The sequence below is a fragment of the Rhizobium sp. TH2 genome (assembly GCF_024707525.1).
GTDB lineage: Bacteria > Pseudomonadota > Alphaproteobacteria > Rhizobiales > Rhizobiaceae > Rhizobium_E.
Genome location: NZ_CP062231.1, coordinates 1261266 through 1282764, shown reverse-complemented (window position 1 = coordinate 1282764; position 21499 = coordinate 1261266). Strand labels below are relative to the sequence as shown.

The 21499-nt window shown below is 61.4% G+C and carries 17 protein-coding genes and 1 tRNA gene; 10 read left to right on the top strand and 8 right to left on the bottom strand.

The window, feature by feature from the left end; translation table 11 throughout:
• The first annotated feature begins 28 nt into the window (after positions 1–28).
• Positions 29–742: a sulfotransferase family protein gene (locus IHQ71_RS06525; RefSeq protein ID WP_258161140.1), complete on the top strand. Its 714-nt coding sequence runs from the start codon at positions 29–31 to the stop codon at positions 740–742.
• A complete protein-coding gene (locus IHQ71_RS06520; protein WP_258161139.1) occupies positions 739–1440 on the top strand; it encodes a hypothetical protein in 702 nt (233 codons plus the stop codon). Before IHQ71_RS06525 ends, IHQ71_RS06520 begins: the two co-directional genes overlap by 4 nt.
• Positions 1441–1447: 7 nt before the next feature.
• On the opposite strand, the gene IHQ71_RS06515 is transcribed toward IHQ71_RS06520, so the two are convergent.
• The gene (locus IHQ71_RS06515; RefSeq protein ID WP_258161138.1) at positions 1448–2308 is read right to left on the bottom strand and encodes a hypothetical protein; all 861 of its coding nucleotides are present in this window, start codon (positions 2306–2308) and stop codon (positions 1448–1450) included.
• Positions 2309–2401: 93 nt separating this feature from the next.
• Positions 2402–3847 (bottom strand): hypothetical protein, encoded by a 1446-nt coding sequence (locus tag IHQ71_RS06510; RefSeq protein WP_258161137.1) that lies wholly within the window; start codon positions 3845–3847, stop codon positions 2402–2404.
• Positions 3848–4163: 316 nt separating this feature from the next.
• Here IHQ71_RS06510 and IHQ71_RS06505 point away from each other — a divergent pair, with 316 nt between their 5' ends.
• From IHQ71_RS06505 to IHQ71_RS06485, 5 genes are all read left to right on the top strand, one after another.
• On the top strand, positions 4164–5996 hold the full coding sequence (locus tag IHQ71_RS06505; RefSeq protein WP_258161136.1) for a hypothetical protein: 1833 nt from the start codon (positions 4164–4166) through the stop codon (positions 5994–5996).
• 16 nt (positions 5997–6012) lie between these two features.
• On the top strand, positions 6013–6855 hold the full coding sequence (locus IHQ71_RS06500) for an ABC transporter permease (RefSeq protein ID WP_258161135.1): 843 nt from the start codon (positions 6013–6015) through the stop codon (positions 6853–6855).
• Complete coding sequence (locus IHQ71_RS06495) at positions 6852–7523, top strand: ATP-binding cassette domain-containing protein (protein WP_258161134.1); 672 nt, start codon at positions 6852–6854, stop codon at positions 7521–7523. The genes IHQ71_RS06500 and IHQ71_RS06495 overlap by 4 nt, the downstream gene beginning before the upstream one ends.
• Positions 7524–7691: 168 nt before the next feature.
• Positions 7692–7768, top strand: a tRNA-Pro gene (locus IHQ71_RS06490).
• A gap of 158 nt (positions 7769–7926) precedes the next feature.
• Positions 7927–8643 carry a sulfotransferase family 2 domain-containing protein gene (locus IHQ71_RS06485; protein ID WP_258161133.1) on the top strand — a complete coding sequence of 239 codons (717 nt, stop codon included), beginning with the start codon at positions 7927–7929 and terminating at the stop codon, positions 8641–8643.
• A gap of 9 nt (positions 8644–8652) precedes the next feature.
• Here the strand turns inward: IHQ71_RS06485 and IHQ71_RS06480 are convergent, their stop codons facing one another.
• Complete coding sequence (locus IHQ71_RS06480; RefSeq protein ID WP_258161132.1) at positions 8653–10026, bottom strand: FAD-containing oxidoreductase; 1374 nt, start codon at positions 10024–10026, stop codon at positions 8653–8655.
• Positions 10023–10484 (bottom strand): DUF4126 family protein, encoded by a 462-nt coding sequence (locus tag IHQ71_RS06475; RefSeq protein WP_258161131.1) that lies wholly within the window; start codon positions 10482–10484, stop codon positions 10023–10025. Before IHQ71_RS06475 ends, IHQ71_RS06480 begins: the two co-directional genes overlap by 4 nt.
• 524 nt (positions 10485–11008) lie before the next feature.
• On the opposite strand from IHQ71_RS06475, the gene IHQ71_RS06470 reads away from it, so the two are divergent.
• Positions 11009–11410, top strand: coding sequence for a DUF1236 domain-containing protein (locus tag IHQ71_RS06470; protein ID WP_258161130.1), 402 nt, complete (start codon positions 11009–11011; stop codon positions 11408–11410).
• A 38-nt stretch (positions 11411–11448) separates the two neighbouring features.
• On the opposite strand, the gene IHQ71_RS06465 is transcribed toward IHQ71_RS06470, so the two are convergent.
• A complete protein-coding gene (locus IHQ71_RS06465) occupies positions 11449–12726 on the bottom strand; it encodes a DUF763 domain-containing protein (RefSeq protein ID WP_258161129.1) in 1278 nt (425 codons plus the stop codon).
• Positions 12727–12983: 257 nt separating this feature from the next.
• On the opposite strand from IHQ71_RS06465, the gene IHQ71_RS06460 reads away from it, so the two are divergent.
• Both IHQ71_RS06460 and IHQ71_RS06455 read left to right on the top strand, forming a co-directional pair.
• On the top strand, positions 12984–15023 hold the full coding sequence (locus tag IHQ71_RS06460; protein ID WP_258161128.1) for a type I secretion system permease/ATPase: 2040 nt from the start codon (positions 12984–12986) through the stop codon (positions 15021–15023).
• Entirely contained in the window at positions 15020–16336 is a 1317-nt protein-coding gene (locus IHQ71_RS06455) for an HlyD family type I secretion periplasmic adaptor subunit (protein ID WP_258161127.1), read from the top strand. The genes IHQ71_RS06460 and IHQ71_RS06455 overlap by 4 nt, the downstream gene beginning before the upstream one ends.
• Before the next feature lie 301 nt (positions 16337–16637).
• Here the strand turns inward: IHQ71_RS06455 and IHQ71_RS06450 are convergent, their stop codons facing one another.
• From IHQ71_RS06450 to cysD, 3 genes are all read right to left on the bottom strand, one after another.
• A complete protein-coding gene (locus IHQ71_RS06450) occupies positions 16638–18725 on the bottom strand; it encodes a S8 family serine peptidase (protein WP_258161126.1) in 2088 nt (695 codons plus the stop codon).
• 238 nt (positions 18726–18963) lie between these two features.
• Positions 18964–20439 carry a sulfate adenylyltransferase subunit CysN gene (gene cysN / locus IHQ71_RS06445; RefSeq protein ID WP_258161125.1) on the bottom strand — a complete coding sequence of 492 codons (1476 nt, stop codon included), beginning with the start codon at positions 20437–20439 and terminating at the stop codon, positions 18964–18966.
• Between the two features lies 1 nt (position 20440).
• Complete coding sequence (gene cysD, locus IHQ71_RS06440) at positions 20441–21394, bottom strand: sulfate adenylyltransferase subunit CysD (RefSeq protein WP_258161124.1); 954 nt, start codon at positions 21392–21394, stop codon at positions 20441–20443.
• Positions 21395–21499 lie beyond the last annotated feature (105 nt).

Genomic DNA, 21499 nt, shown 5'->3' with positions numbered 1-21499 from the left:
TCGGCAAAAAAATGTTCAGGCTGGTAGCATGGACAAATTCGGGTTGCTCCATATCGGCAAGACGGGCGGCACCGCCGCCAAGACCGTACTCAAGGCTCACAAGGAGCGTGGCGGTGGCGGGCCGGTAGCCCTCTACGGCCATAGAGTGAGCATGCAGGATGTCGCCGACGCGAACATGACCGGCAACGTTATCTTCTTCGTTCGCGAACCGGTCTCGCGCTATATCTCCGCCTTCAACAGCCGGCTGCGAAAAGGCTTTCCCCGCCACGGCAATGACTGGAATGCGCGCGAAGAGATCGCCTTCGAGCTTTTCAAGACTCCGAACCAGCTCGCGGAAGGCTTGAGTGCCGGGGATGCCGAACTTCGCCAGCACGCCGAGGATGCCATGGCCGGCATCAAACATCTCCGGCGCAACTATGGGCATTATCTCGGATCCGTCGAACTGCTCGAACAGGAGAAGGACAGGATTTATTTCATCGGCGCAACCGAGAGTTTCGATAGCGATTTCGGTTTGCTGCGCCAATTGCTCGGCGTGCCCGATGATCTGGAACTACCGACCGACGACTATGGCGCGCACAGGACGCCGGATACTTTCGAGAAGACGGTTTCCGAGCTTGGGCGCAGAAACATCGAGAATTATTACACCGACGATTACAACATCTACAGATGGTGCGCGAAGCGCCGCGAGGAGCTGCTCCCGCTGCGCCGAGCCGAAGCGGCCGAAAAGGCATCCGCGCAATGATTTTCCTCTATCCCGCCCGGCTCGTTATCCTGAGCCAGCCGAAGACCGGCACGACGGCACTCGATCACGCGCTGTCGCCCCGGGCATCGATCGCGGTCAACAATCCGCCGTCGCTGAAGCACATGCCCTACCACAAGTTCATGACCCACGTGGCGCCGTGGCTGCAGGCCCAGACCGGTCTCGAACGTTCGGAATACGAGGTCGTGTCGGTCATGCGGGAGCCGATCGACTGGCTTGGAAGCTGGTATCGCTACCGGACGCGTGAAAAGCTCAAGGAAGCAAACAACAAGAAGCGGCGTGGAAACTACACCGGCAACGTCACCTTCGACGCGTTCGTACAGGAGGTGCTGAAGCCGAAAGGCGAGCGCGCAACCTATGCCGGCCTCGGTAGCCCGTATGGCGTGGCACTCAAGACCGATGGCGGCATCGGTTGCGACCACATTTTTCCCTATGAGGATCTCTCGGGCCTGCACGAGATGATCGAGGAGCGCAGCAAGCGCCCGGTCGATCTGAAGCTTATGAACGTCTCGCCGGTCGGCGACATAACGCTGTCGGATGAAACGCGCGAGCGGCTGAAGACGGCGTGGCAATTCGCCTTCGACCTGCATGGAAGTTTGACGCGAGACGGCAAGATCGAGCCGCGTTTCCGCGCCGCGGGCGATGCGGATACCGGCGAAGATTCCGTGGTTACCGACTGAGCAGCAGTTACGGCCGGTTGCCGATAAAGGTGACGGCCGGATATTTCGCGGCGATCGCGGCGAGATCGGCTTTGTACCGCGCCTTGAGGCTCGCCTTCGCCTCCGCATCCATGGGATCAAAGGCTGGATACTGATCGCCCTTCGGCAGGTTGCGCGCGATCGGATTGACCAGTTTCTTCACCTCGTCATGCTTGAGCGCGCCGCTGAGCACTTCGATAGCCCTGATGGCGACTTCGGAAAACGACTCCCGCACCGGGCCAACCGGATTTTCGAAGATATCGGGATCGAAGCCGAGCATCGACTGGAAGACTTGTTTTTCAAAGTTGCGGAAGTCGGCGAAATCCCAGAGCGTGAGCTTGGCGCCGGGCACCGCCGCATAGATGTCGTCGATCACCGACAGCCAGCTGAAATTGGACGCCTCGAAGATCGCCCGGTACTCGGCGAACGGCAGATATTTCTGGTGCCTGATATACTCGCTGTACATGGAGACCGCGAAACCCGCATATTCCCGAAGCGACAGGAAGATTTCCGGCGTGGCCGTGTGGAACAGTTCGGCCGTGCGGGCAAGGCGCTGCCGTGCCCTTATATAATATTTGTGCTCACGCGGAAGATCGCCGGGCACACCCATGATGTTCTCCTCGGATATGAGGAGCGACATCGACTTGGCCTTGCCGTTCAAAAGCTTCACATAGTCGTTCTCGCGCGTCGTCTCTTCGTTGAGGAGCAGCGTGAAGCCCTTGCGGAAGGTTTCGAGCGGATCGTAGTGAAAGCCGCGCCGGGCAAGGAGATCGACATTGAGCGCGAGCTTCTTCTGCATGTAGGAGGTGGCGGTCTTGTGGGCACCGATATGCAAGAGAATTCGCGGCATTGAACGACCTGTCATAAGCCCGATGGGCAGAAAATCCGGCACTCCGATTAATACGCCGGCCCCACGATGGCAAGCCGGGCGAGTCGGCGGACCTCAATAACCGGTGAACCACCGCTTCAGCCGCACCAGCAGCGGCGACTTCTTCTTACGCGCCGGCCGGTTTGCCCGCGCCTGCATATCTCCGAAACTCGCATAGAGCGGGTCGCCGACAGGCACCGGTGTGGGTATCGTACCGCTCGACAAAGCCGGCAGGCCGCCGGGAAGGGCAAGCTCAGGCCACCACGTAAAAACCGGTTTACCCGACGGCGCCTGAACAGTGCGAGGCGTGGCCACCACCGCATCCGACCGATCCGGCAGCAGCAGGAAGCCGATCTCGCCGTCGCCCGCCGATGGCGCAAGCGCGCGTAGCAGGCGCAGCCCGTCAGGCAGAGCGGCAGCAAAGGCCGCGGCATCGCCTGAGACACCCGGCGTTGCGACCACGAGACGCGTTCCGGCCGTGGACATTGCCGGGATGAAGCGCAGGCCGGCCTTGAAAGAGCCCACCTTGATCAGCTCATAGCCACCGGAGAGCGGCAGGAGTTGGCGCAGCAGGTCGAGATCGGCGCCATTGCGGTAGAGCACGCTCCAGCGCCCCTGCCCCGAAGCGAGATCGGCCAGCGGCAGCGGTTGACCCCCGGTTCGGTCGAACTGCTTCATGACGCGCTTCAGGAGCCTGAAATTGCGGCCCGGCCGGAAATAGCCCTTCTCCTGGCGGCGCGGATGCCAGAGATGCACGAGATGGATGCCGGAAGCCAATAGATCGAGGCCATAAAGCGCAAAGAACGGCCGGAACCCCCAGTAATGCCTGACGCCGTTGTCCTTGTAATCGTTGAAATAATCGCGCGGGCGCGGCCCTTTCGGCGCGATCGTGGCGAGCCGGTGCAGCAGGTCGTAATCCTCCGCGCCATGGCCCGAGAAGCGCGGATCATGGCCGCCGAGCGACAGATAATGATGGCGATTGACCACCATGGCGGAGCTTCCATAGGCGACCGACTGGATCTCCGACTTGGCCGCTTCAAGCGAATCGACATCGCGCGAACCGGCGAAGGGCCTCGCATCGCCGGATGCCTCGAGCCACGCCCTCGTGCCTTCCTCGGTGAGGAAGAGCACCGGCACGCAGAAGAAATCAAAGAGATTGCGGGACAGCCCGCGTCGCGCCGCTTCGGCGTGGATCGCGCGATACATATCCCCCGTGCCGAGAAAATCGATATCGTTGAAGATGATGACCGGCGACTGGCTCATCTGCACGCCGAAATCGCGCGCCTGGCCGATGGAGAACAGCCGATGCGGCGACGGATGCGTGACGATCCTGATGCCTTCGGCGGCAAGTGCGTCGATCGGGCCGCGATGTTCGGGCGGCGTGCCGTAGTCGGAGATGACGATATCGAACAGGTCGCGTGGCACGTTGGCGCAGATGCGCCCGAGCCGCGCCGCGGCCTCATAGGTGGCGCCGGTCAGCCGCAATGGAATGATGAGTGCGATTTTGTCCGTGTTTTCCATGCCGGCTATGCTGCTGTAAATGGCGGCGCGAAAGGCGCCCAACGATCCTCTACACCAAATCGCGCATCAGGTAAGCCGGATATTATCGGTAGAAGCGACTGGGTAGTCCTTGCGGTGCGACAGGCTGCACCCGTGGTAACGAAGTGACCGTTTCTGAAATGAAAATCATATTGTTGGCACAATGGAAATATAATAGATTGGCGGCCGGCAGAGGGGCGCAAATCACTCTACGCCGTTTATTTCTTGCGCCAGGCCCAAGAAAACAATCTTAGCGTGGCGGGTCGCGGACGGCTGGCCGTTTTGACGGAATTTCACATTGGACGCTCCTTTCTCTCCGATACGACGCCCGGGCGACGACGCCTCGAACAATGAACCCGTACGCCGCGATCCGCCGCTCAACAGCGGGGAGACGCCTGCGGCGGTTCAGCGCGACGGAATTGTCGATCAAGCCCAGCCGCGCGCCGTTTTCAACGAACCACGGCCGGTTCTCGTCGAGCCGCGTCCTGTGGTCTCCGAGCCACGGCCCGTCATTCCGGAAGCGCGCCCGGTCGTGCCGGAACCGCGCTCCAGTTTCGATCCCCGCGCCACGTTCAACGATCAGCGTGCCGCCGCATATGAACCGCGCATGGCGGCGCCCGAGCAGCGCGCGGCGGTGAATGAACCGCGCGTGACAGTTCAGGAGCCGCGCCCCCAGCAGGCCCAAGCCACCATAGCCGTGCCACCGCTCGAAGGCGCGGAAGAAGCAGCACTCCGCGACATCGGCGAGGATCCCGCCATTCGTGCGCGACAGCCAAAGCCCGAGGACAAGGCGGGCAAGAGGGAACGCCCCGCCAACAAGGAGCGTCCCGCCGGCAAGGCGGACAAGCAGGACCGCCGCGCCAACAGGATGTTGCGCCGCGAGGCCAAGGGCAAAGCCGTAGCGCTGCCGGCGACCACCACCGGCCGCGCGCTGGACAACGAGTTCGAAAAGCCTGTCCGCAAGCGTGATCAGCAACCGAAGACCAAGCCGCCGCGGCAATGGACCATACCGTGGACGGCTTTGTCCTTCATCGTCATGGTGTTGATCCCGGCCGCGCTGACCACCTTCTACTATCTCTTCGTCGCCAGCCCGCAGTATCAAGTCGAGACCCAGTTCTCGGTTCGCGGAGCAAGCCAGTCCTCGATCGCCACGCTTGGCCTGCCGATGCTCGGTGGCGGCTCGGCGCAGTCGGGCGATTCCTATATCGTCGCGAGCTACGTCGAATCGCTGCAGCTCATTCGCGACGTGCAGCAGGAACTCGGCATCGACCTGAGGCAATTCTACACGCGCGACCACATCGACTGGCTCTACCGTGTCGATCCGGCAATGCCGCTCGAGAAATTCACCGAATACTGGCGCGACATGACCGATGTGAGCTTCAACGCGACGACCGGCAACACCACCCTCTTTATCTATGCCTTCACCGCCGAGGATTCCAAGGCGATTGCCGATGCGGTGCTCAAAGTGTCGGAGAGACTGGTCAACGAACTCTCCGAAGCCAATCGCCAGCAGGTCATGCAGGTTGCCTCCAAGCAGGTGGATCGCTCCGAGGAGCGGCTGCGGAAGGTGCAAGGCGAGGTGCGAAAGCTGCGCGAAGTCGAGAAGGTGCTGACGCCCGAGTCAGTGGGCGCGCAGCTGAACCAGCAGATCATGGCAGTTCAATCGCAGCTCACATCGAACAAGACGCGGTTCAACGCGCTGCTCAAGGAGGTAGACAAGAGCGCCCCACAGGCGCGCGCAATGAAGCGGACGATCGATTCGCTCGAGGGTCAGCTCGCGGAACTGCAAAGCCAGCTCGACGCCACCACGTCGACGACCAGAGACCCCGCCAAGCCGGGCGATCCAGTCAAGCAGAATGTCGCCGAAGTACTCAACAAGTTCGAGGAACTCACGGTGGAACAGGGATTTGCGACGCAGGCCTATACAACGGCACTCGCCGCATTCGAAACCTCGATCGCCGAGGCACAGAAGCAGGAGCGCTATTTCGCGACCTTCGTCTCGCCCACGCGCCCAGAGATCGCGCTCTACCCCTTGCGCTGGCTGGACAGTTTCATCGCTTTCCTGGTGCTGCTCGCGGTATGGCTGGTGAGCCAGTTCCTCTACCGATCGTTCCGTGACCATGCGATCTGATCGTTAGAGCCGAGAGATGTCCCAGGCGATCACGATAAGCGAGGGCGAAACCATTTGGCGCGGGGCCGTTATGAACGGCCGCGTGGTGGTTGCGCTTATCTTCCGGGAAGCCGCGCTTCGCTTCGGTGCCGGGCCAATCGCCTATTTCTGGACGATGGTCGAGCCGACGCTGATGGTCGGGCTCATCCTGGTCATGCGCATCTATGTGAAGAACGTTTCCGCTGCTTTCGGCGAGAGTTCGACGCTGTTCCTGCTCACCGGGCTGATCGCCTTCCGCATTACCCGCAATACGATCAACAAGGCCGGCAAGGCCATTCAGAATAACCAGAGCCTGTTCGGCTTCGGCGCCGTCAAGCCGCCCGATGTGGTGATTGCCCGAACGGTCGTGGAATTCACCATCTGGATGATCGTGCTCACCATATTTTTCGTGGGCTGCGGGCGGCTGTTGCAGATAACGATGATCACGAAATTCCAGGACTTCATCCTGGCGCTTGCCACGATGTTCTATTTCTGCCTCGCCATGAGCTTGTTCAATGCCACGTTCGGCGCGCTGATCCCGATCTGGCGGACGATCTGGAAGATCGCGACACTGCCGCTGCTGTTTGCATCCGGCGTGCTCTATGTGCCCTCCTCCATGCCGCCCGAGATCCAGGCCATCATCTGGTGGAATCCGTTCCTGCACTGCATCGAGGCGCTGAGGTCATCCTCCTATCTCGACTACATCTCGCTTTACAGTCCCTATTACCTTCTCAGCTTCACCACCGCGGTGATGATTCTCTCGCTCGCGGTCGAACGCCTGTTCCGCAAGGAGATCATCCGCTCGCGCGGCGACGACGACGACGACGAGGACCTCCTTTGATCCACTTCGACAATGTCGGGAAAGCCTACAAATCCCGCAAGGACAGGGGCGAGGTCGTCTGGCCGATCCGGAATTTCAGCGCCACGATCGTCAATGGCGAGAGCACCGCGATCCTCGTACCCGAGGGCGGCGGCAAGACGACGCTGATCGATCTCGTCGCGGGAAGCGAATTGCTGACCGAGGGCAGCATCACACGCGGCGGACACATCTCCTGGCCGGCAAGCTATCGCGGCATCATCAGCGCCAAGATGACGGGCAAACAGAACCTGCGCTTCCTCACCGATTGCTACGGCCGGAATTTCGCCGCGGCCTACGAGTTCCTGCAGGAGTTTTCCGAACTCGGCCGCTATGTCGATCTGCCGGTGCGGCAATATTCCAATGAGCAGCGCCACCGGCTGGCACTCACCTCACTGCTTGCGATGAATTTCGAATTCATCCTGATTGACGATGCGTTCGAAGCCGGCGAAAGCAGCTTCCGGCGAAGGACGGCCGAATACGTCAAGGACAATAGCGACAGCATCACCTTTTTCATGGCGACCGGCAATACGCGGCTGGTCGAGCGCTATTGCCAGCGGGCCGGCATACTCAGCGAAGGCACGGTCACCTTTTATCCCTCCGTCGCGGAGGCGATCGAGGCATTCGGAAAGATCAATGACGCCGAATATTGACAAACCGGCGGCGGCCGAATTTTGCCGAAACCGGTGAAAAGCCGGGCTCCAAAGCATCTTTTGTGAAGGAAAATCAGAACATTCGGCCTGTCCTCGAGTAGCGTATTTTCTCTCGAAAAACGCTTGCGGAAACCAGGGACGTGGTCTATAGAACCCCCGCTTGGTCATCGGAGTGTAGCGCAGCCTGGTAGCGCACCTCGTTCGGGACGAGGGGGTCGGATGTTCGAATCATCTCACTCCGACCAAGCCAATCTCCCGATCGCTCTTTCAGTACAGCATGAATTTGCCGCTCACATTGGGCCGCTCTTCAGCGATGCACCTTCCACTTGAAATCTGAAGCTTTTGGGCTCAAATAGCGCCGGCCCGGCTCGACCGGCAGGATCCGCGTTTCGAAGAAAGCCTCATGATCGTTTCTCATCAGCATAAGTTCATCTTCATCAAGCCCCGGAAAGTCGCGGGCACATCCTTTGAAATCGCGCTGTCGAAGTTCCTGTCCGAGGGCGACATCATCACGCCGATTTCCAGGAATGACGAAGAGATCCGCTCCAATCTCGGCTTCATCGGCCCACGCAATTTCAATTTCGCGCTCGTGGACCTGTTTTCGAAAGACAAGCCGGCGGAGATCTTCAAGCGGGAACTGCCGCTGAAATTCTACAATCACATTCCGGCCAAGATGGCCAAACGCCGGCTGCCGGCCAATGTCTGGCGCGACTACCGCAAGATTTCGCTGGTGCGCAATCCCTGGGATCGCGCGGTCTCGATCTTCTTCTGGAAGAACACCAAGCGCGACAGGAAGCCGAAGCTCAAGAACTTCACGCCCTATTTTGCCAAGAACCCGCATCTCATCGAGATCAACTATCCGAACTACCGGATCGACGGCGCCGAGATCGTCGATACCTATCTGCGCTACGAGCATTTCGAGCAGGATATTCTCAAGCTCGAATCCGAAATCCCCGGCATTTCAGGCCTGTGGGAGACGTTCAAGGGCATCAACGCCAAGAGCGAGACGCGCAAGAAAACGATCACCACGCAGGAGATCTTCGCCAAAAATCCCGACGTGAACGCGCAGATCGAGACGCTGAACGCCTGGGAAATCGGGAAATTCGGCTACACGCTGTGAGTCTTAATCTCACGCAGGCTTCAGGTCTCCAATCAGCGTGGGTATCAGTTCCGAAACCGTCGGGTGGATCGGCACGGCCCATTTGAGCGTGCGATAGTCGTTCTTGCCGTTCATGACGTCGAGAATGCCGTGGATCGCCTCGTCGCCCTCGATGCCGAGGATGGCGGCGCCGAGGATCTCGTGGGTTTCGGCATCCGCGACAACAGTCATCAGGCCCTTGGTCTCGTCACGCTCGACGGCGCGGCCGACGCGGTCCATCGGGCGGTCGGAAACGAGAATCTTGCGGCCGGATTTCCGTGCCTCGCGCTCGGTCATGCCGACGCGGCCGAGAGGCGGATCCATATACAGCGCATAGGCCGGAATGCGGCTTGAGACCTTGCGGTCGTCGCCATCCAGCAGGTTCGCGGCCAGGATTTCGAAATCGTTGTACGACGTGTGGGTGAAGGCGCCGCGGCCGTTGCAATCGCCCAGCGCCCAGATGCCTTTGACATTGGTTCGAAGCTGGTCGTCGACCGGGATGAAGCCGTGATCGTCAACCGTGACGCCCGCCGCATCGAGCCCGAGGTCGTCGGTGTTCGGCGTGCGGCCCATGGCAAGCAGGACGTGGCTGCCGACGACCTCGGGCGCCCCGGCCTCACAATCGACACTAACGGCGACCCCGTCCGGATGCCTGGAGAAGGCGATGCAACTTGCATTGGTGCGGAGAGCGATGCCTTCCTCTTCCATGATCCTGGCGATCGCCCTGGAGATCACCTCGTCCTCGCGCGGCAGAAGCGTCGGCTTGCGCTCGATGACGGTCACTTCGGAACCGAAGCGGCGATACATCTGGGCGAATTCCAGCCCGATATAGCTGCCGCCGACAATGACGAGATGCCGGGGCACGAAATCGAGTTCGAGGATATCGGTGCTGGTCATGTAATCGATCTCGCCGATGCCGGGCAGATCGGGCCGCGAAGGCCGCCCGCCGACATTGATAAATATTTGCGGCGCCGTGATCTCCTCGCCATTGACCGCGACGACATTGGCTGATTTGAACTTTGCCGCCGTGCGATAGATCGTGAGGCTCGGCATGCTGCCCAGCCAATCCTCGATACCCTGGCGCGAATCCAGGATGACTTTTTGCGCGCGCGCCTTCACCTTCCCCATGTCGATGCGCGGCGGGCTATCGATGATCACGCCAAAATCGGCGGCGCGATAGGCGATGTGGCCGGCACGCGCCGAGGCAACGAGTGTCTTGGTCGGCTTGCAGCCGGCATTGACGCAAGTGCCGCCGAGGAATTTTCGCTCGACGAGCGCGACCGTCTTGCCCTCGGAGGCAAGCCGGCCGGCGAGTGGGGCACCGGCCTGACCGGCACCGATAATGATCGCGTCGAAGCTTTTCATGCCAGGCTCCAGACGATGAGGAAGGCACCAATCACGGCGACGGCATCCTCGATCAGGGCGGCGGGCAGATCCCTGCCGAAGGAAATGGCGAGCCGGCCACGGACTGCGGCACCGCCATAGGTGCCGGCAACCGCGCCGACCACGCCGGCGATCAGCCCGACCGCCAGCATGCCGGCCGAAGCGCCGAGTGCTGCGCCCGACAACGCGCCCATGATGACGCGGGCCGCGAACTGCGGCGGCACTTTACGGCTCGGCGTGTTGGGAAGCTGGTCGTTGATCAGTTCGGCGATCGCCAGCACGGTGAAAATCCAGGGCGTCCAGCTATAGCCGAGGAAGGCAAGCCAGCTGTGCGAGAGATCGATCCAGCCGAGATAGGCGGCCCAACTGACCGCGGCCGGCGCCGTCATCGCGCGAAGACCCGCCACCACGCCAATGAGAAAGGACAGAACAACAACCATTGCAGACTCCCTGAAAAACCATGAGGCACGAAATGTGCCACAAATATAAAAAGCCGATGAGCCTCCGCTGGAAAAGATGGAGTCAAACAAACCCGGTCCCGGAGCGGAAACCGTGCTTCAGTTTAGTTGACCTGCAAGGCTCGTAGTTCCTCCGAACAATCCGACGTAAAGTGATCTTTGTCAAAGGGTGCCGTGGGATTTCGCAACCAACCGGATGAATCAGCCGGCAGGCACGACACAAGCGCCGGGACGATGAAAGACAGACCTCGAACGGATGCAGCGGCCGGACGACGTCTCCGAGCGCATCCAGGCATTCCACATCTACAAGCTGTCAAGATGCCGCGCGACGGACGCGCTGAAGCTATCCGAGAAGTAGCGCCGCATCTGTTCGGCCCACTTTGCGGCCGACCATCTCGCAGACCCGATCACCGATTGTTTCGATTTTAACGCCCCTTGTAGGAACCATCCCTGCCGGGCGGGGTTTGGCTGTCGTCTTAGTAACCGAAACGAAAAGGAGCTTCGAGATGAGAAAGACAATCATCCTAGCCACCTGTGTGGCCCTTACGGGTCTTGCAATCCCTGCTTACGCCGATGACGACGCGGCCATCACCACTGGTGCTGGCGGCGCGGTCGCCGGTGCCGTTGTCGGCGGTCCTGTCGGCGCCGTCATCGGTGGTGCACTTGGCTTTATTGCCGGTGCCTCGCTTGACCCGCCCCCGGCCGAGGTGGTCACCTATATCGAGGAACGGCCGGCACCTCAGCGCAAGTACGTCGTCAAGGAGAAGGTTGTCGTCGGCACCACCCTGCCGGATGACGTCGTGCTTGAAGAAGTGCCCGACAATGACGCCTATGCCTATACTGTGATCAATGACCGCCGCGTCATTGTCCAAAGGGACAATCACGCGATCGTTAAGATCATCGAATAAGCTTTGACGGAGCGAGCCAGAATGCGGCTCGCTCCGTCCTATGCTTTCTCCCTGCTTTCATACGCGTGGCTGATCGCGCTGCCTGAGCTCCAATCAGGCTCCCAGCCGAAGACGCTTCGTCCCCCGAACTCCGCCGAGTGCTCGAATTCGCCTGCGACGATCTCCTTGAGATCGGGGCCGGTGACGTAGCGCTCCAATTGCCTGGACTGGTCGTCGAGGCGTTTGAGCGCCTGCAATTCCTCGTCGAGGCCGAGACGGCCCTTGCGGACCGCCGACTTCATCACATTGATCGTCTCGTCATAGACCTTGAGCGGCACCGGAAACGGATGCCGGTCCTTGCCGCCATGGGCGAGCGAGAACCGCGCCGGATCGGCGAAGCGGCACGGCGCACCGTGCACCACTTCGGCGACCATCGCGAGGGCCTTGACGGTGCGTGCGCCGACGCCAGGCACCAGAAGCAGGTCTTCGAAATCACGCGGGCCCTGCTCGGCGGCGGCGGCGATATTGCCGTGAAGGCGGCGCATGTTGACATCCTCCTGGCGGACATCGTGGTGGGCAGGCATGACGAGATGGGGCAGCATGGCCTGCGCCGGCGGGGTCATGGAACGACCTTCGATCGCGGCGACTTCCCGGACGATGCGATCGGGACCCAAGGTTTCCAGGAGATCGAGTTGGGCGGATCGCGAATCCCCTGCCCTGATATCCGCGAGGTTGACGATCTCGCCCGTCGCCCGGCCCTCGATCGCCGCGTGCGGTGAATCGACGAAACTCTTCAGTCCCTGTGACAGCCAGTGATAGCGGCGCGCCAGCCTCGTCTCCTCGTTCATGCCCTGCTGGACGACCACCCATTTGCCATCGTCCGCGACGATGAAGCCATGCAGGTAGAGGTCGAAACCATCCTGCAGTGCAGCGCTATCGACCTTGGCGACAAGCCGGCTCGTCCGCGCCAGTGCGGCACCATCGACGCCGGTCCTGTCGCCGACATCGAGCAATTCCTGCGGCGTCCTGCGCGATTGGGCGCCGCGCCCGCCGCAGACATGGAGGCCCAGTTCGCGCGACAGCGGCGGCAGGCCGCGCTTCAGCGCGCCGAGTACCGATGTCGTGATCCCCGACGAATGCCAGTCCATGCCCATGACCGCGCCGAAAGACTGAAACCAGAAGGGATGCGCAAGCCGCGCGAGGAATTCATCCCTGCCATATTGCTGGACAATTGCTTCGGTGATGAGCGCGCCGAGACGCATCATGCGGTCGCCCAGCCATTTCGGCACACGGCCACCGTGAAGCGGAAGATCGGCACTGCCAGTGCGTTTGGTCATGTTCCATGTTTGTTCCGCGCCGCGTGCCAAGTCAAGCCGGTTGATCACGTTGTTTTGTTTCGCAACATCGACATGGCGGTGAGTGAACCAAGATTAGCGTGCAAGTGCGACTGTTTTGCTATTGATTAATCGTAACAATCAGCGTTAATGCCGCAAACCTTGCACGGTTTTGGCGAAAATTTCAGCCGCCAGCAGCCTCGCTTTTGCGGCCTGGAACGTCTGAGGTTATGAACAGATTTTGATTTGAAGAGGCTGAATTGGCGGCGGCCCCCAAGAAAAACGGCGTGGAGGAATTGCGTTCGGCTCTCAACGAGAGCCGCGCCGCGTTCTTTGCCATTGGTATTTTCTCTTTCTTCGTCAATATGTTGGTGCTGACGGGCTCGATCTACAGTCTCCAGGTCTACGACCGGGTTCTCTCCAGCCGCTCCGAGCCGACGCTTGTTGTGCTCACGGTGCTGCTTGTCGCGCTTTATGCCATCATGGGCGTTCTCGACCATATGCGGGCTCGCATTGCCGCGCGAATCGGGGCGCGGTTCCAGGCGAAACTGGAGATGCGCGTGTTCCGCATCGTGATCGACCGCACCATGCTGTCGGCGCAAGGGATCAACACAACGACGGCGCTGCGCGACCTCGATTCTGTTCAGCGCGCGCTGTCCTCGCCAGCGGTCTTCTCGGTATTCGACATTCCCTGGACGCCGGTCTTCGTCGTGATCATCTTTATCTTCCATCCGCTGATGGGGATCGTGGCGGTCATCGGCGGCCTCATTCTCATTGCGCTCACCTGGCTCAACCAGAACGGCACGAAGGAAGACCAGGAAAAGGCGCTGAACGCAGCGCGCCTGTCCGAGGAAATGACCGCCACGCTGCAGCGCGAATCCGATACGGTACGCGCGCTCGGCATGCGCGGCTCGACCGCCGAACGCTGGCAGGCGCTGCGCGAGAGCACGCTGATCAGCAACATTCATTACAGCGACAATAACGGCTTCTATTCGACGACGTCGCGCACGTTCCGCATCTTTCTCCAGTCGGCCATTCTGGGCCTTGGCGCATGGCTTGCCATCCAGGGCCACATCACCTCCGGCGCCATGCTGGCGAGCTCGATCATCATCGGCCGCGCGCTGTCGCCGATCGAGACGATGATCGCCCAGTGGTCGATCATCCAGCGTGCCATGCAGGGCTGGAAGAGCCTGTCCGAGGTGCTGCTGCGCGTGCCGCCGGAACCTGCCCGCACGACACTGCCGAAGCCCCGCGCGATCCTCGAAGTGCAGAACATCTCGGTCGTGCCGCCCGGCGAACGTGTGCCTACGCTCAGAAACCTCTCCTTCGAACTCAAGCCCGGCCAGGCGCTGGGTGTCATCGGCCAATCCGGTTCCGGCAAGTCGACGCTGGCCAAGGTGCTGACCGGCGTCTGGCCGATCCAGGCGGGGCGCGTGCGGCTGGATGGAGCCTCGATCGAGCAATATGGCGTCGACGACCTGGCCAATTATGTCGGCTACCTGCCGCAGGAAGTCGCGCTGTTCGAGGGTACGATCGCCGAGAACATCTCCCGCCTGTCGCTCGAACCGGATTCCGAGCGCGTGGTCTCGGCCGCGCAGAAGGCCGCCGCGCATGACCTCGTGCTGCGCCTCCCGAACGGTTACGACACCCGCCTGCCCGCGCAGGGCCAAAGGCTCTCCGGCGGCCAGAAACAGCGCATCGGCCTCGCCCGCGCTCTCTATGGCGAGCCGGTGTTGCTGGTGCTCGACGAGCCCAACGCCAATCTCGACGCGGAAGGCTCGATGGCGCTCAACATCGCCATCCGCAACGCCAAGAAGGAAGGCCGTTCGGTCGTCATCATGGCGCACCGTCCCGCCGCGATCGAGGAATGCGACCTGATCCTCATTCTCGAAGGCGGCAACCGCGTGGCGTTCGGTCCGCGCGACGAGGTGCTCAAGCAGCATTTGAAGAACTTCCAGCAGGTGACGCCGGGACAGGGTCCGCAATCGCCCGCAGCCGGTGCGCATCTGACGCCGCCACCCAATCCTGGCGGATCAGGCGGGGGTACCAAGGCCATCGCGGGACCGCCGACGGCGCTGCCAGGACTGCTCGGCACCGGTCTTCTGACCGGCGGCATGGGGCGGGTTCCAGGTATCGGCGGACCAAAGAAGACACCGGAAAGCCCCCAGGGCGATCCGAATGCGGGCGGCGACGCGCCGGTCGCCGAGGATGAAACCGGCAAGGATACGGCCGAAGGCGGCAACACCGCCGGCGACGGCAAGCAGGATGATTCCAAGCCCGAGGACGGAACGAAGAATTGACTGCCGAGACGAAGCCAAAAGATGCCTGGAGCATGCGCCGGTACGTGATTTCCGGCTTTCTCACCGTGTTCGTGCTGGTCTTCGGCTTCGGCGCGTGGTCGGTCTTCACCAATATCGCGGGCGCTGTCGTCGGCATCGGCGTCGTGGAGGTCGAGACCAAGCGCCAGATCGTGCAGCACGCGACCGGCGGCGTGGTCGGCAAGATCCTCGTCAAGGAAGGCCAGCAGGTTAAGGGCGGCGAAACGCTGCTCGTCTTCGATGACGCCTTCGACCGTGCCGAACTCAAGGTGATCGAGAGCCAGCTCTTCCCACTTCTCGGCTCGCGCGGCCGGCTGCTCGCCGAGCAGGACGACTCGCCCGAGCCCAAATTCGATCCCGAGCTTGTCGCGCGCGCCAAGACGAGCGCCACGGAAGCCGATATCGTCCGCAGCCAGTCGGAACTGCTGAAGGCGCGCCGGTTGACGCGCGACCAGCAGATGAACCAGCTCAAGGAACGGCAGCAGCAGACCAACCGGCAGATCGACGGGCTCAACTCCCGGATCGAAGGGCTCAACAACCAGATCGCGCTGATCGACGGTGATCTCAAGGGCCAGCGCGAGCTGCTCCGGCGCGGGCTGACGCAGCGCGCCCGCGTCACCGCGCTGGAACGCGACCGGGCCCAGGCGGTCGGCAATATCGAGGAAGCGGACGCATCGATCGCCGAAAGCAAGGCACGGATCGCCGAAGTCGAACTCGCCATCATCAATGTCGGTTCGCAGATGCGCGAGGAAGCGATCAAGGAACTCGGCGACGCCGAGGGCCGGATCGCCGAACTGCGCGAACGCCGGAACTCGACCCTCGAGACGCTCGCGCGCATCGAGGTGAAGGCGCCGATGTCAGGCCGGGTGTTCAACATGACGATACATGCGATTCGTCAGGTGGTGCGCGCCGCAGAGCCGATCCTGGAAATCGTTCCCAATGACGTGAAGCTCGTGATATCGGTGCAGGTTCCGCCTTCGCAGATCGACCAGATCCATGTCGGCCAGAAAGCGGTGATCCGCTTCAATGCCTTCGATCGCCGGCACACGCCCGACCTGCGAGGTACTGTGCGGCGCGTCTCCGCCGACGTGATCACCGACGAGCGTACCGGCCAAAGCCATTACACCGTGTCGCTGACAATCGATCCCGGCGAGGAGAAGTTCCTCGGCAACACGGCGGAGATCATCCCCGGCATGCCGGTCGATGCCTTCATCCAGACAACCGAGCGCACACCGTTCGACTACCTGGTGCGGCCGATCACCAGCTATTTCGGCAAGTCGATGCTGGAGCGCTAAAGGAAGGGCGGCTAAGGCGGCCAGTTCCGCTAGAGCGCTTCATTGTTAAATGGAATCAGTTCTGTTGGCTCAAACGAGTCGGATGGTCGACCGGCCGGCGCGTGTCGTAGCCACGATCTACGACCAAGCCGGCCGGTCGATCAGGCGGCCCGTTTCAGCCAACCCGTAGGGCCGGGCATCTTTCCGCCATGACCTGCGGCGTCGGTCTCGGCCGTACCTATGGGTACGACGCTCGCCCGCCGCCTTGGTCCTGACGAAAACCTGCTCCGGCAGAACTGCTTCCATTTAACAATGAAACGCTCTAAAGATCAAAGTCGCCTTTTACCAGCTTGTGGTTACCGTCGATGCTGAAGAGGATATCGACATCGCCGTCGCCATCCACGTCGCCGCCAGCGAAGGTGACGCCGCCAGAACGCTGGAAATGCAACTGTCCCGCGACGCCGGTCAGATCATGCTCACCGATGAACCTGAACTTGTCGTTCTTGGCGGTGTTGATATTCGCGTCGATGCTTCTGAGATCGAAGACGTCATTGCCCTTGCCGAAATCGCCGAAGACGTCCTGGCCGGCACCGCTGCTGGCACTGTCAAAGACGCCAAAAAAGCGGAATCGATCGTCGCCTTTCCCGCCCAAGACCGTGTCGGCGCCGCGACCGCCGGCAATGATATTGTCACCCTTGCTGCCGGTCAGCGTGTCCTCGCCGTCGCCGCCGAAGATGTTCTCGACGCCTGCAATCGTCATCGCAACGCCGTCGATCGTACCCGTCTTGGCTGCGAGGTTGATCGCAATGGCCGAGGTGACGGCCACGGCGTTGAGCAGATCGACGCCCCCGTTCGTGTCCGCAAGATCTATCGCATGTCCATCGCCGGCATATTCGGAAAACTCGTCGGTGTAGACGTAGCTATCGTTGCGCGTAACCTTGGCGCCGTAGATGTCGATCCTGATGTCACGCAGCAACGCTTCCTCGGTGGCGTCGTCGCTGTCGATGCGCACCTCCCATTCGCCGGCGCTGAGTTCGCCGCGAAGAGCCTGGCTGTGATAGGATACCGGGCCGTAATAACCGCGCGCGTGCGGAAGGTGGGACAGGCTGATTTCCTGGCCATCGGGCGAGGTCAGTGTGATCTCCACAGTCGCGTCTCCCAACGAAATGGCGTCGAACGTGACCACGACCCGCTCGACCGAGATCGATTGCGTGAGTTCGGCGGCGAATACCCGGCCGTCCGTGGCGTCAGCGAGGCTGGTGTTCTGCGCCAGCAAATCCAGCGAAAGATGCTGTTCGTTGCTCGACGTGGCAACACCCGCCCAGGTTTCGGCAAGCCGCACCGCCGCATGTGCGTCGACAAGGCCAAATCCATAGGCGGTGTTGAAGTGCAGACCGCCACCGTTCCAATTGGTCGCACCGTTCCACAGCCACGGATTGGACTCGGTCGCCGATGTGGTCGTGCCGTCGATTGCCGAACCGACATGCCGTGCGGAATAGGCGAGAATCGTCTGCACATCACGCCAGCCGAGATGCGGATTGGCTTCCAGCATCAGCGCGACAACGCCGCTGACCATCGGGGCGGCGGCGGACGTGCCGTTGAAATCGGGAAGATAGTCGCCTGTGGTGTAACCCTCGTTGCCCTGCCTGTCGGTGGATATCAGATCGCCGGGTATTGAAGAGCCGAAGGCGGAAATGAGCAGATGCGTGCCCTCACTCGAATAGATCGACGAGAAGCCGTCCGCCATGATCGCGCCCACGGTCACTTGCAGCGAGTTGGCATTGAGCTGGTTTCCGTTGACGCCAAATGCCGGGATCATATCATTCCAGGGATCGAGATTGCCCGCGGATCGCACCAGTATGGTGCCGAGGCCGTCCCGTCCTTCATCGACGCTTCTTTGCAACGCATCTACAAGATACATTTCGCCGATCTGGAGATTGACGTCGGACGCGTTGTTGTAATCGAAGCTCATATTGACGATGTCGGTGCCGTCCTCGCGCGCAGCATCGAGGCCTGCGATCCACTGGTTGAGGAAAACGCCGAGACCGCTTTCGTAGCTGAGACGGGCGCCCACCAGCGTGGCCCCATACGCCACGCCGACAATGCCCACGTCGTTACGCGCCGCGCCGATCAGGCCCATGACCGGCGTCCCGTGCATATCTTGATATTGAGGGGCACGCGGCGTGGGATCCCCGTCTTCGTTCGTCAAGTCGTAATCGGCAGTGTCGTCGTAGTTGGCAGCGAGATCGGGATGGGTGTAGTCGAACCCATCATCGATCACCATCACCTTCACGCCCTTGCCTGTATAGTCGTCCCACACGGCAGTAACATTGATGTCGTATTCACCGATAGTAACGTTGTAGAGGTACCATTGCTCGGAAAACAGTGTGTCTGTCGGAATGGTTGTCATGATTGCTCCCCGATACCCTGGCCAAATTGATGGCGAATTCTAGGAATTTATGAACGATCAATGCAACAGGTAAAATAAATGCCCGCCATGGAACGTGGCGGAAATATTTATCACCAACGGGGAAAATATATACCTGACTGCGGGACCCGACTATGGCGGTGAAATACCACGGCAATAAAATAAAGGGCCTCCGAAGAGGCCCTGAATGTAGACTATGTAGCTCTATTCATTTTCCTGTTCAGGCATCCAGCCCGTCGATGAGCTTGCGCACGCGGCCCGCAGTCAATCGGCGGATTTCGACTTCGTCGCGGCGGGATGCGAAGAGCGGGCTCGCCATGATCTGGTCGGCGAGATCGGCGGGCAGCGACAACAGCACGCGGGCATCGTCGCCATGGATGGTACTCACCGTGCTTCGGCGTGCGGTGATCATGCCACCGGCCACCGTGTTGTTGGTGTCCGGATCGATCAGGATGAAGGCACCGGTGGAGCGGTTCTGCTCATAGGTATCGAAGACGGCCTGTTCCTCGAACACGAGATGCACCTTGCCGATCGCGTTCATCGGCAGGCGTTCGGCGTCGTTCCAGTTGCCGGCCTTGAGGTCGAGCTGCAGCTTCGGTTCGACCAGCACGCGCTGGCGGCGTGAGCCGGATTTCAGCCAGTAGCGCTTGCCGGGCTCGATGCCTTCGGGCTGCAGCGCCACGAGATGGGCGTCGAAGCCCAGGCCCTGCATCGGCTGGCTGTCGATCGAGACGATCATGTCGCCGCGCGAGATATCGACCTGGCGGTCGAGCACCAGCGTGACGGCATCGCCGGCGACGGCCGCATTGCGGACGAGGTCGAAGGTGACGATCTTGGCGACGTTCGCCACCATGCCCGAGGGCAGGATGACGACCGAATCGCCCGGCTTGACGGCGCCGCCGGAGACGGTGCCCTGATAGCCGCGGAAGCTTTCACCCGGGCGCGAGACGCGCTGTACACTCATGCGGAAGCCAACCGTCTGAGCCGAACGGACGGTCGCCTTTTCCAGCGTCTCGACCACGGTCGGGCCGTCATACCACGGCATGTTGGCACGGCCTTCATAGACGAGGTTCTCGCCCTTCAATGCCGAAACCGGAATGGCGGTGATCTTGCTCACCCCGAGCGAGATTGCCAGCTCCTTGAACTCATGGGCGATCTCGTTGAAGCGGGTTTCCGAGTAATCGACGAGGTCGATCTTGTTGACCGCGAGCACGAACTGCCGGATGCCCATCAGCGAGGCGATCGTGGCATGGCGGCGGGTCTGTTCGAGCAGGCCGGCGCGCGCATCGACGAGAAGGATCGCGAGGTCGGCGGTCGAGGCGCCGGTCGCCATGTTGCGGGTATACTGCTCGTGTCCGGGCGTGTCGGCGACGATGAAGGAGCGCTTGGTCGTGGCGAAATAGCGGTAGGCGACATCGATGGTGATGCCCTGCTCGCGCTCGGCCTGCAGGCCATCGAGCAGCAGTGCAAAATCGGGCAGGCCGAGATCGTTCTGCTTGCCGGAATCGCGGCGCAGCGTGGCGGCCTGGTCTTCCTTGACCGCCTTGGTATCCCAGAGCAGCCGGCCGATCAGCGTCGACTTGCCGTCATCGACGGAGCCGCAGGTGATGAGCCGGAGCGGGCGGGAATCACGGGTGGCGCGCGCGGCTTCGAGTGCCGAAGCCGGTGCCTCGGCGAGATTGGATGTCACGGTCATATCAGAAGTATCCTTCGCGCTTCTTTTTCTCCATCGATCCGGACTGGTCGCGATCGATCGCGCGGCCCTGGCGTTCGGAGACGGTGGCGGTTTCGAGTTCGTCGATGATCTCGTCGAGCGTGGTCGCCGTCGAGCGGATCGCACCGGTGAGCGGGAAGCAGCCCAGCGTGCGGAAGCGGATCATTTCCATGCGCCTCGTCTCTCCCGGCAGCAGTTCGAGACGCTCGTCCTCGGCCAGGATCATCATGCCGTCGCGCTCGACGATCGGACGTTCCTCGGCGAAATAGAGTGGCACGATCGGAATGTTCTCGGCCTGGATGTAGCGCCAGATATCGACCTCGGTCCAGTTCGACAGAGGGAAGGCGCGGACGCTTTCGCCCTGGCGGATCTGGCCGTTATAGACGTTCCAGAGTTCCGGGCGCTGGTTGCGCGGGTCCCACTTATGATCGGGTGTACGGAAGGAATAAATGCGCTCCTTGGCGCGGCTGGCTTCCTCGTCGCGGCGGGCGCCACCAAAGGCAGCGTCATACTTGCCGGCGTCGAGCGCCTGCTTCAGCGCCTCGGTCTTCATAATGTCGGTGTAGAGCGCCGAGCCGTGGGTGAACGGCGTGACGTTTTCCAACGCACCGCGCGGATTGGTGTGGGCGATCAGGTCGAGATCGTATTCGGCGACGATCTTGTCGCGAAACTCGATCATTTCCTTGAACTTCCAGCCGGTGTTCACATGCAGCAGCGGAAACGGCACGCGGCCGGGATAGAAGGCCTTGCGCGCGAGATGCAGGAGGACAGAGGAGTCCTTGCCGATCGAATAGAGCATGACAGGACGCTCGAATTCGCCGGCGACTTCGCGGAAAATGTGGATGGCTTCGTTTTCCAGCGCCTTCAAATGCGGATCGAGCGGCGGGCGGCTGGTGGAGATATCCCTGGAATGGGGATCGAATTCGGACTGGTGCATTTTCGTTCTTTCTCTTTCTTCGAACCCCCTCATCCGGCGCATTCGCGCCACCTTCTCCCCGCTGGGGAGAAGAGGGAGACCGCTGAGCCGCTTCATTCAGAAGGC

Bases quoted from the DNA above. Each gene is read 5' to 3' on its own strand.
- IHQ71_RS06485 (WP_258161133.1), top strand. From the start codon at position 7,927: ATGATCGTTTCTCATCAGCATAAGTTCATCTTCATCAAGCCCCGGAAA.
- IHQ71_RS06475 (WP_258161131.1), bottom strand. From the start codon at position 10,484: ATGGTTGTTGTTCTGTCCTTTCTCATTGGCGTGGTGGCGGGTCTTCGC.
- cysD (WP_258161124.1), bottom strand. From the start codon at position 21,394: ATGCACCAGTCCGAATTCGATCCCCATTCCAGGGATATCTCCACCAGC.
- IHQ71_RS06450 (WP_258161126.1), bottom strand. From the start codon at position 18,725: ATGACAACCATTCCGACAGACACACTGTTTTCCGAGCAATGGTACCTC.
- IHQ71_RS06465 (WP_258161129.1), bottom strand. From the start codon at position 12,726: ATGACCAAACGCACTGGCAGTGCCGATCTTCCGCTTCACGGTGGCCGT.
- IHQ71_RS06470 (WP_258161130.1), top strand. From the start codon at position 11,009: ATGAGAAAGACAATCATCCTAGCCACCTGTGTGGCCCTTACGGGTCTT.
- IHQ71_RS06500 (WP_258161135.1), top strand. From the start codon at position 6,013: ATGTCCCAGGCGATCACGATAAGCGAGGGCGAAACCATTTGGCGCGGG.
- IHQ71_RS06515 (WP_258161138.1), bottom strand. From the start codon at position 2,308: ATGCCGCGAATTCTCTTGCATATCGGTGCCCACAAGACCGCCACCTCC.
- IHQ71_RS06480 (WP_258161132.1), bottom strand. From the start codon at position 10,026: ATGAAAAGCTTCGACGCGATCATTATCGGTGCCGGTCAGGCCGGTGCC.
- IHQ71_RS06520 (WP_258161139.1), top strand. From the start codon at position 739: ATGATTTTCCTCTATCCCGCCCGGCTCGTTATCCTGAGCCAGCCGAAG.
- IHQ71_RS06510 (WP_258161137.1), bottom strand. From the start codon at position 3,847: ATGGAAAACACGGACAAAATCGCACTCATCATTCCATTGCGGCTGACC.
- cysN (WP_258161125.1), bottom strand. From the start codon at position 20,439: ATGACCGTGACATCCAATCTCGCCGAGGCACCGGCTTCGGCACTCGAA.
- IHQ71_RS06525 (WP_258161140.1), top strand. From the start codon at position 29: ATGGACAAATTCGGGTTGCTCCATATCGGCAAGACGGGCGGCACCGCC.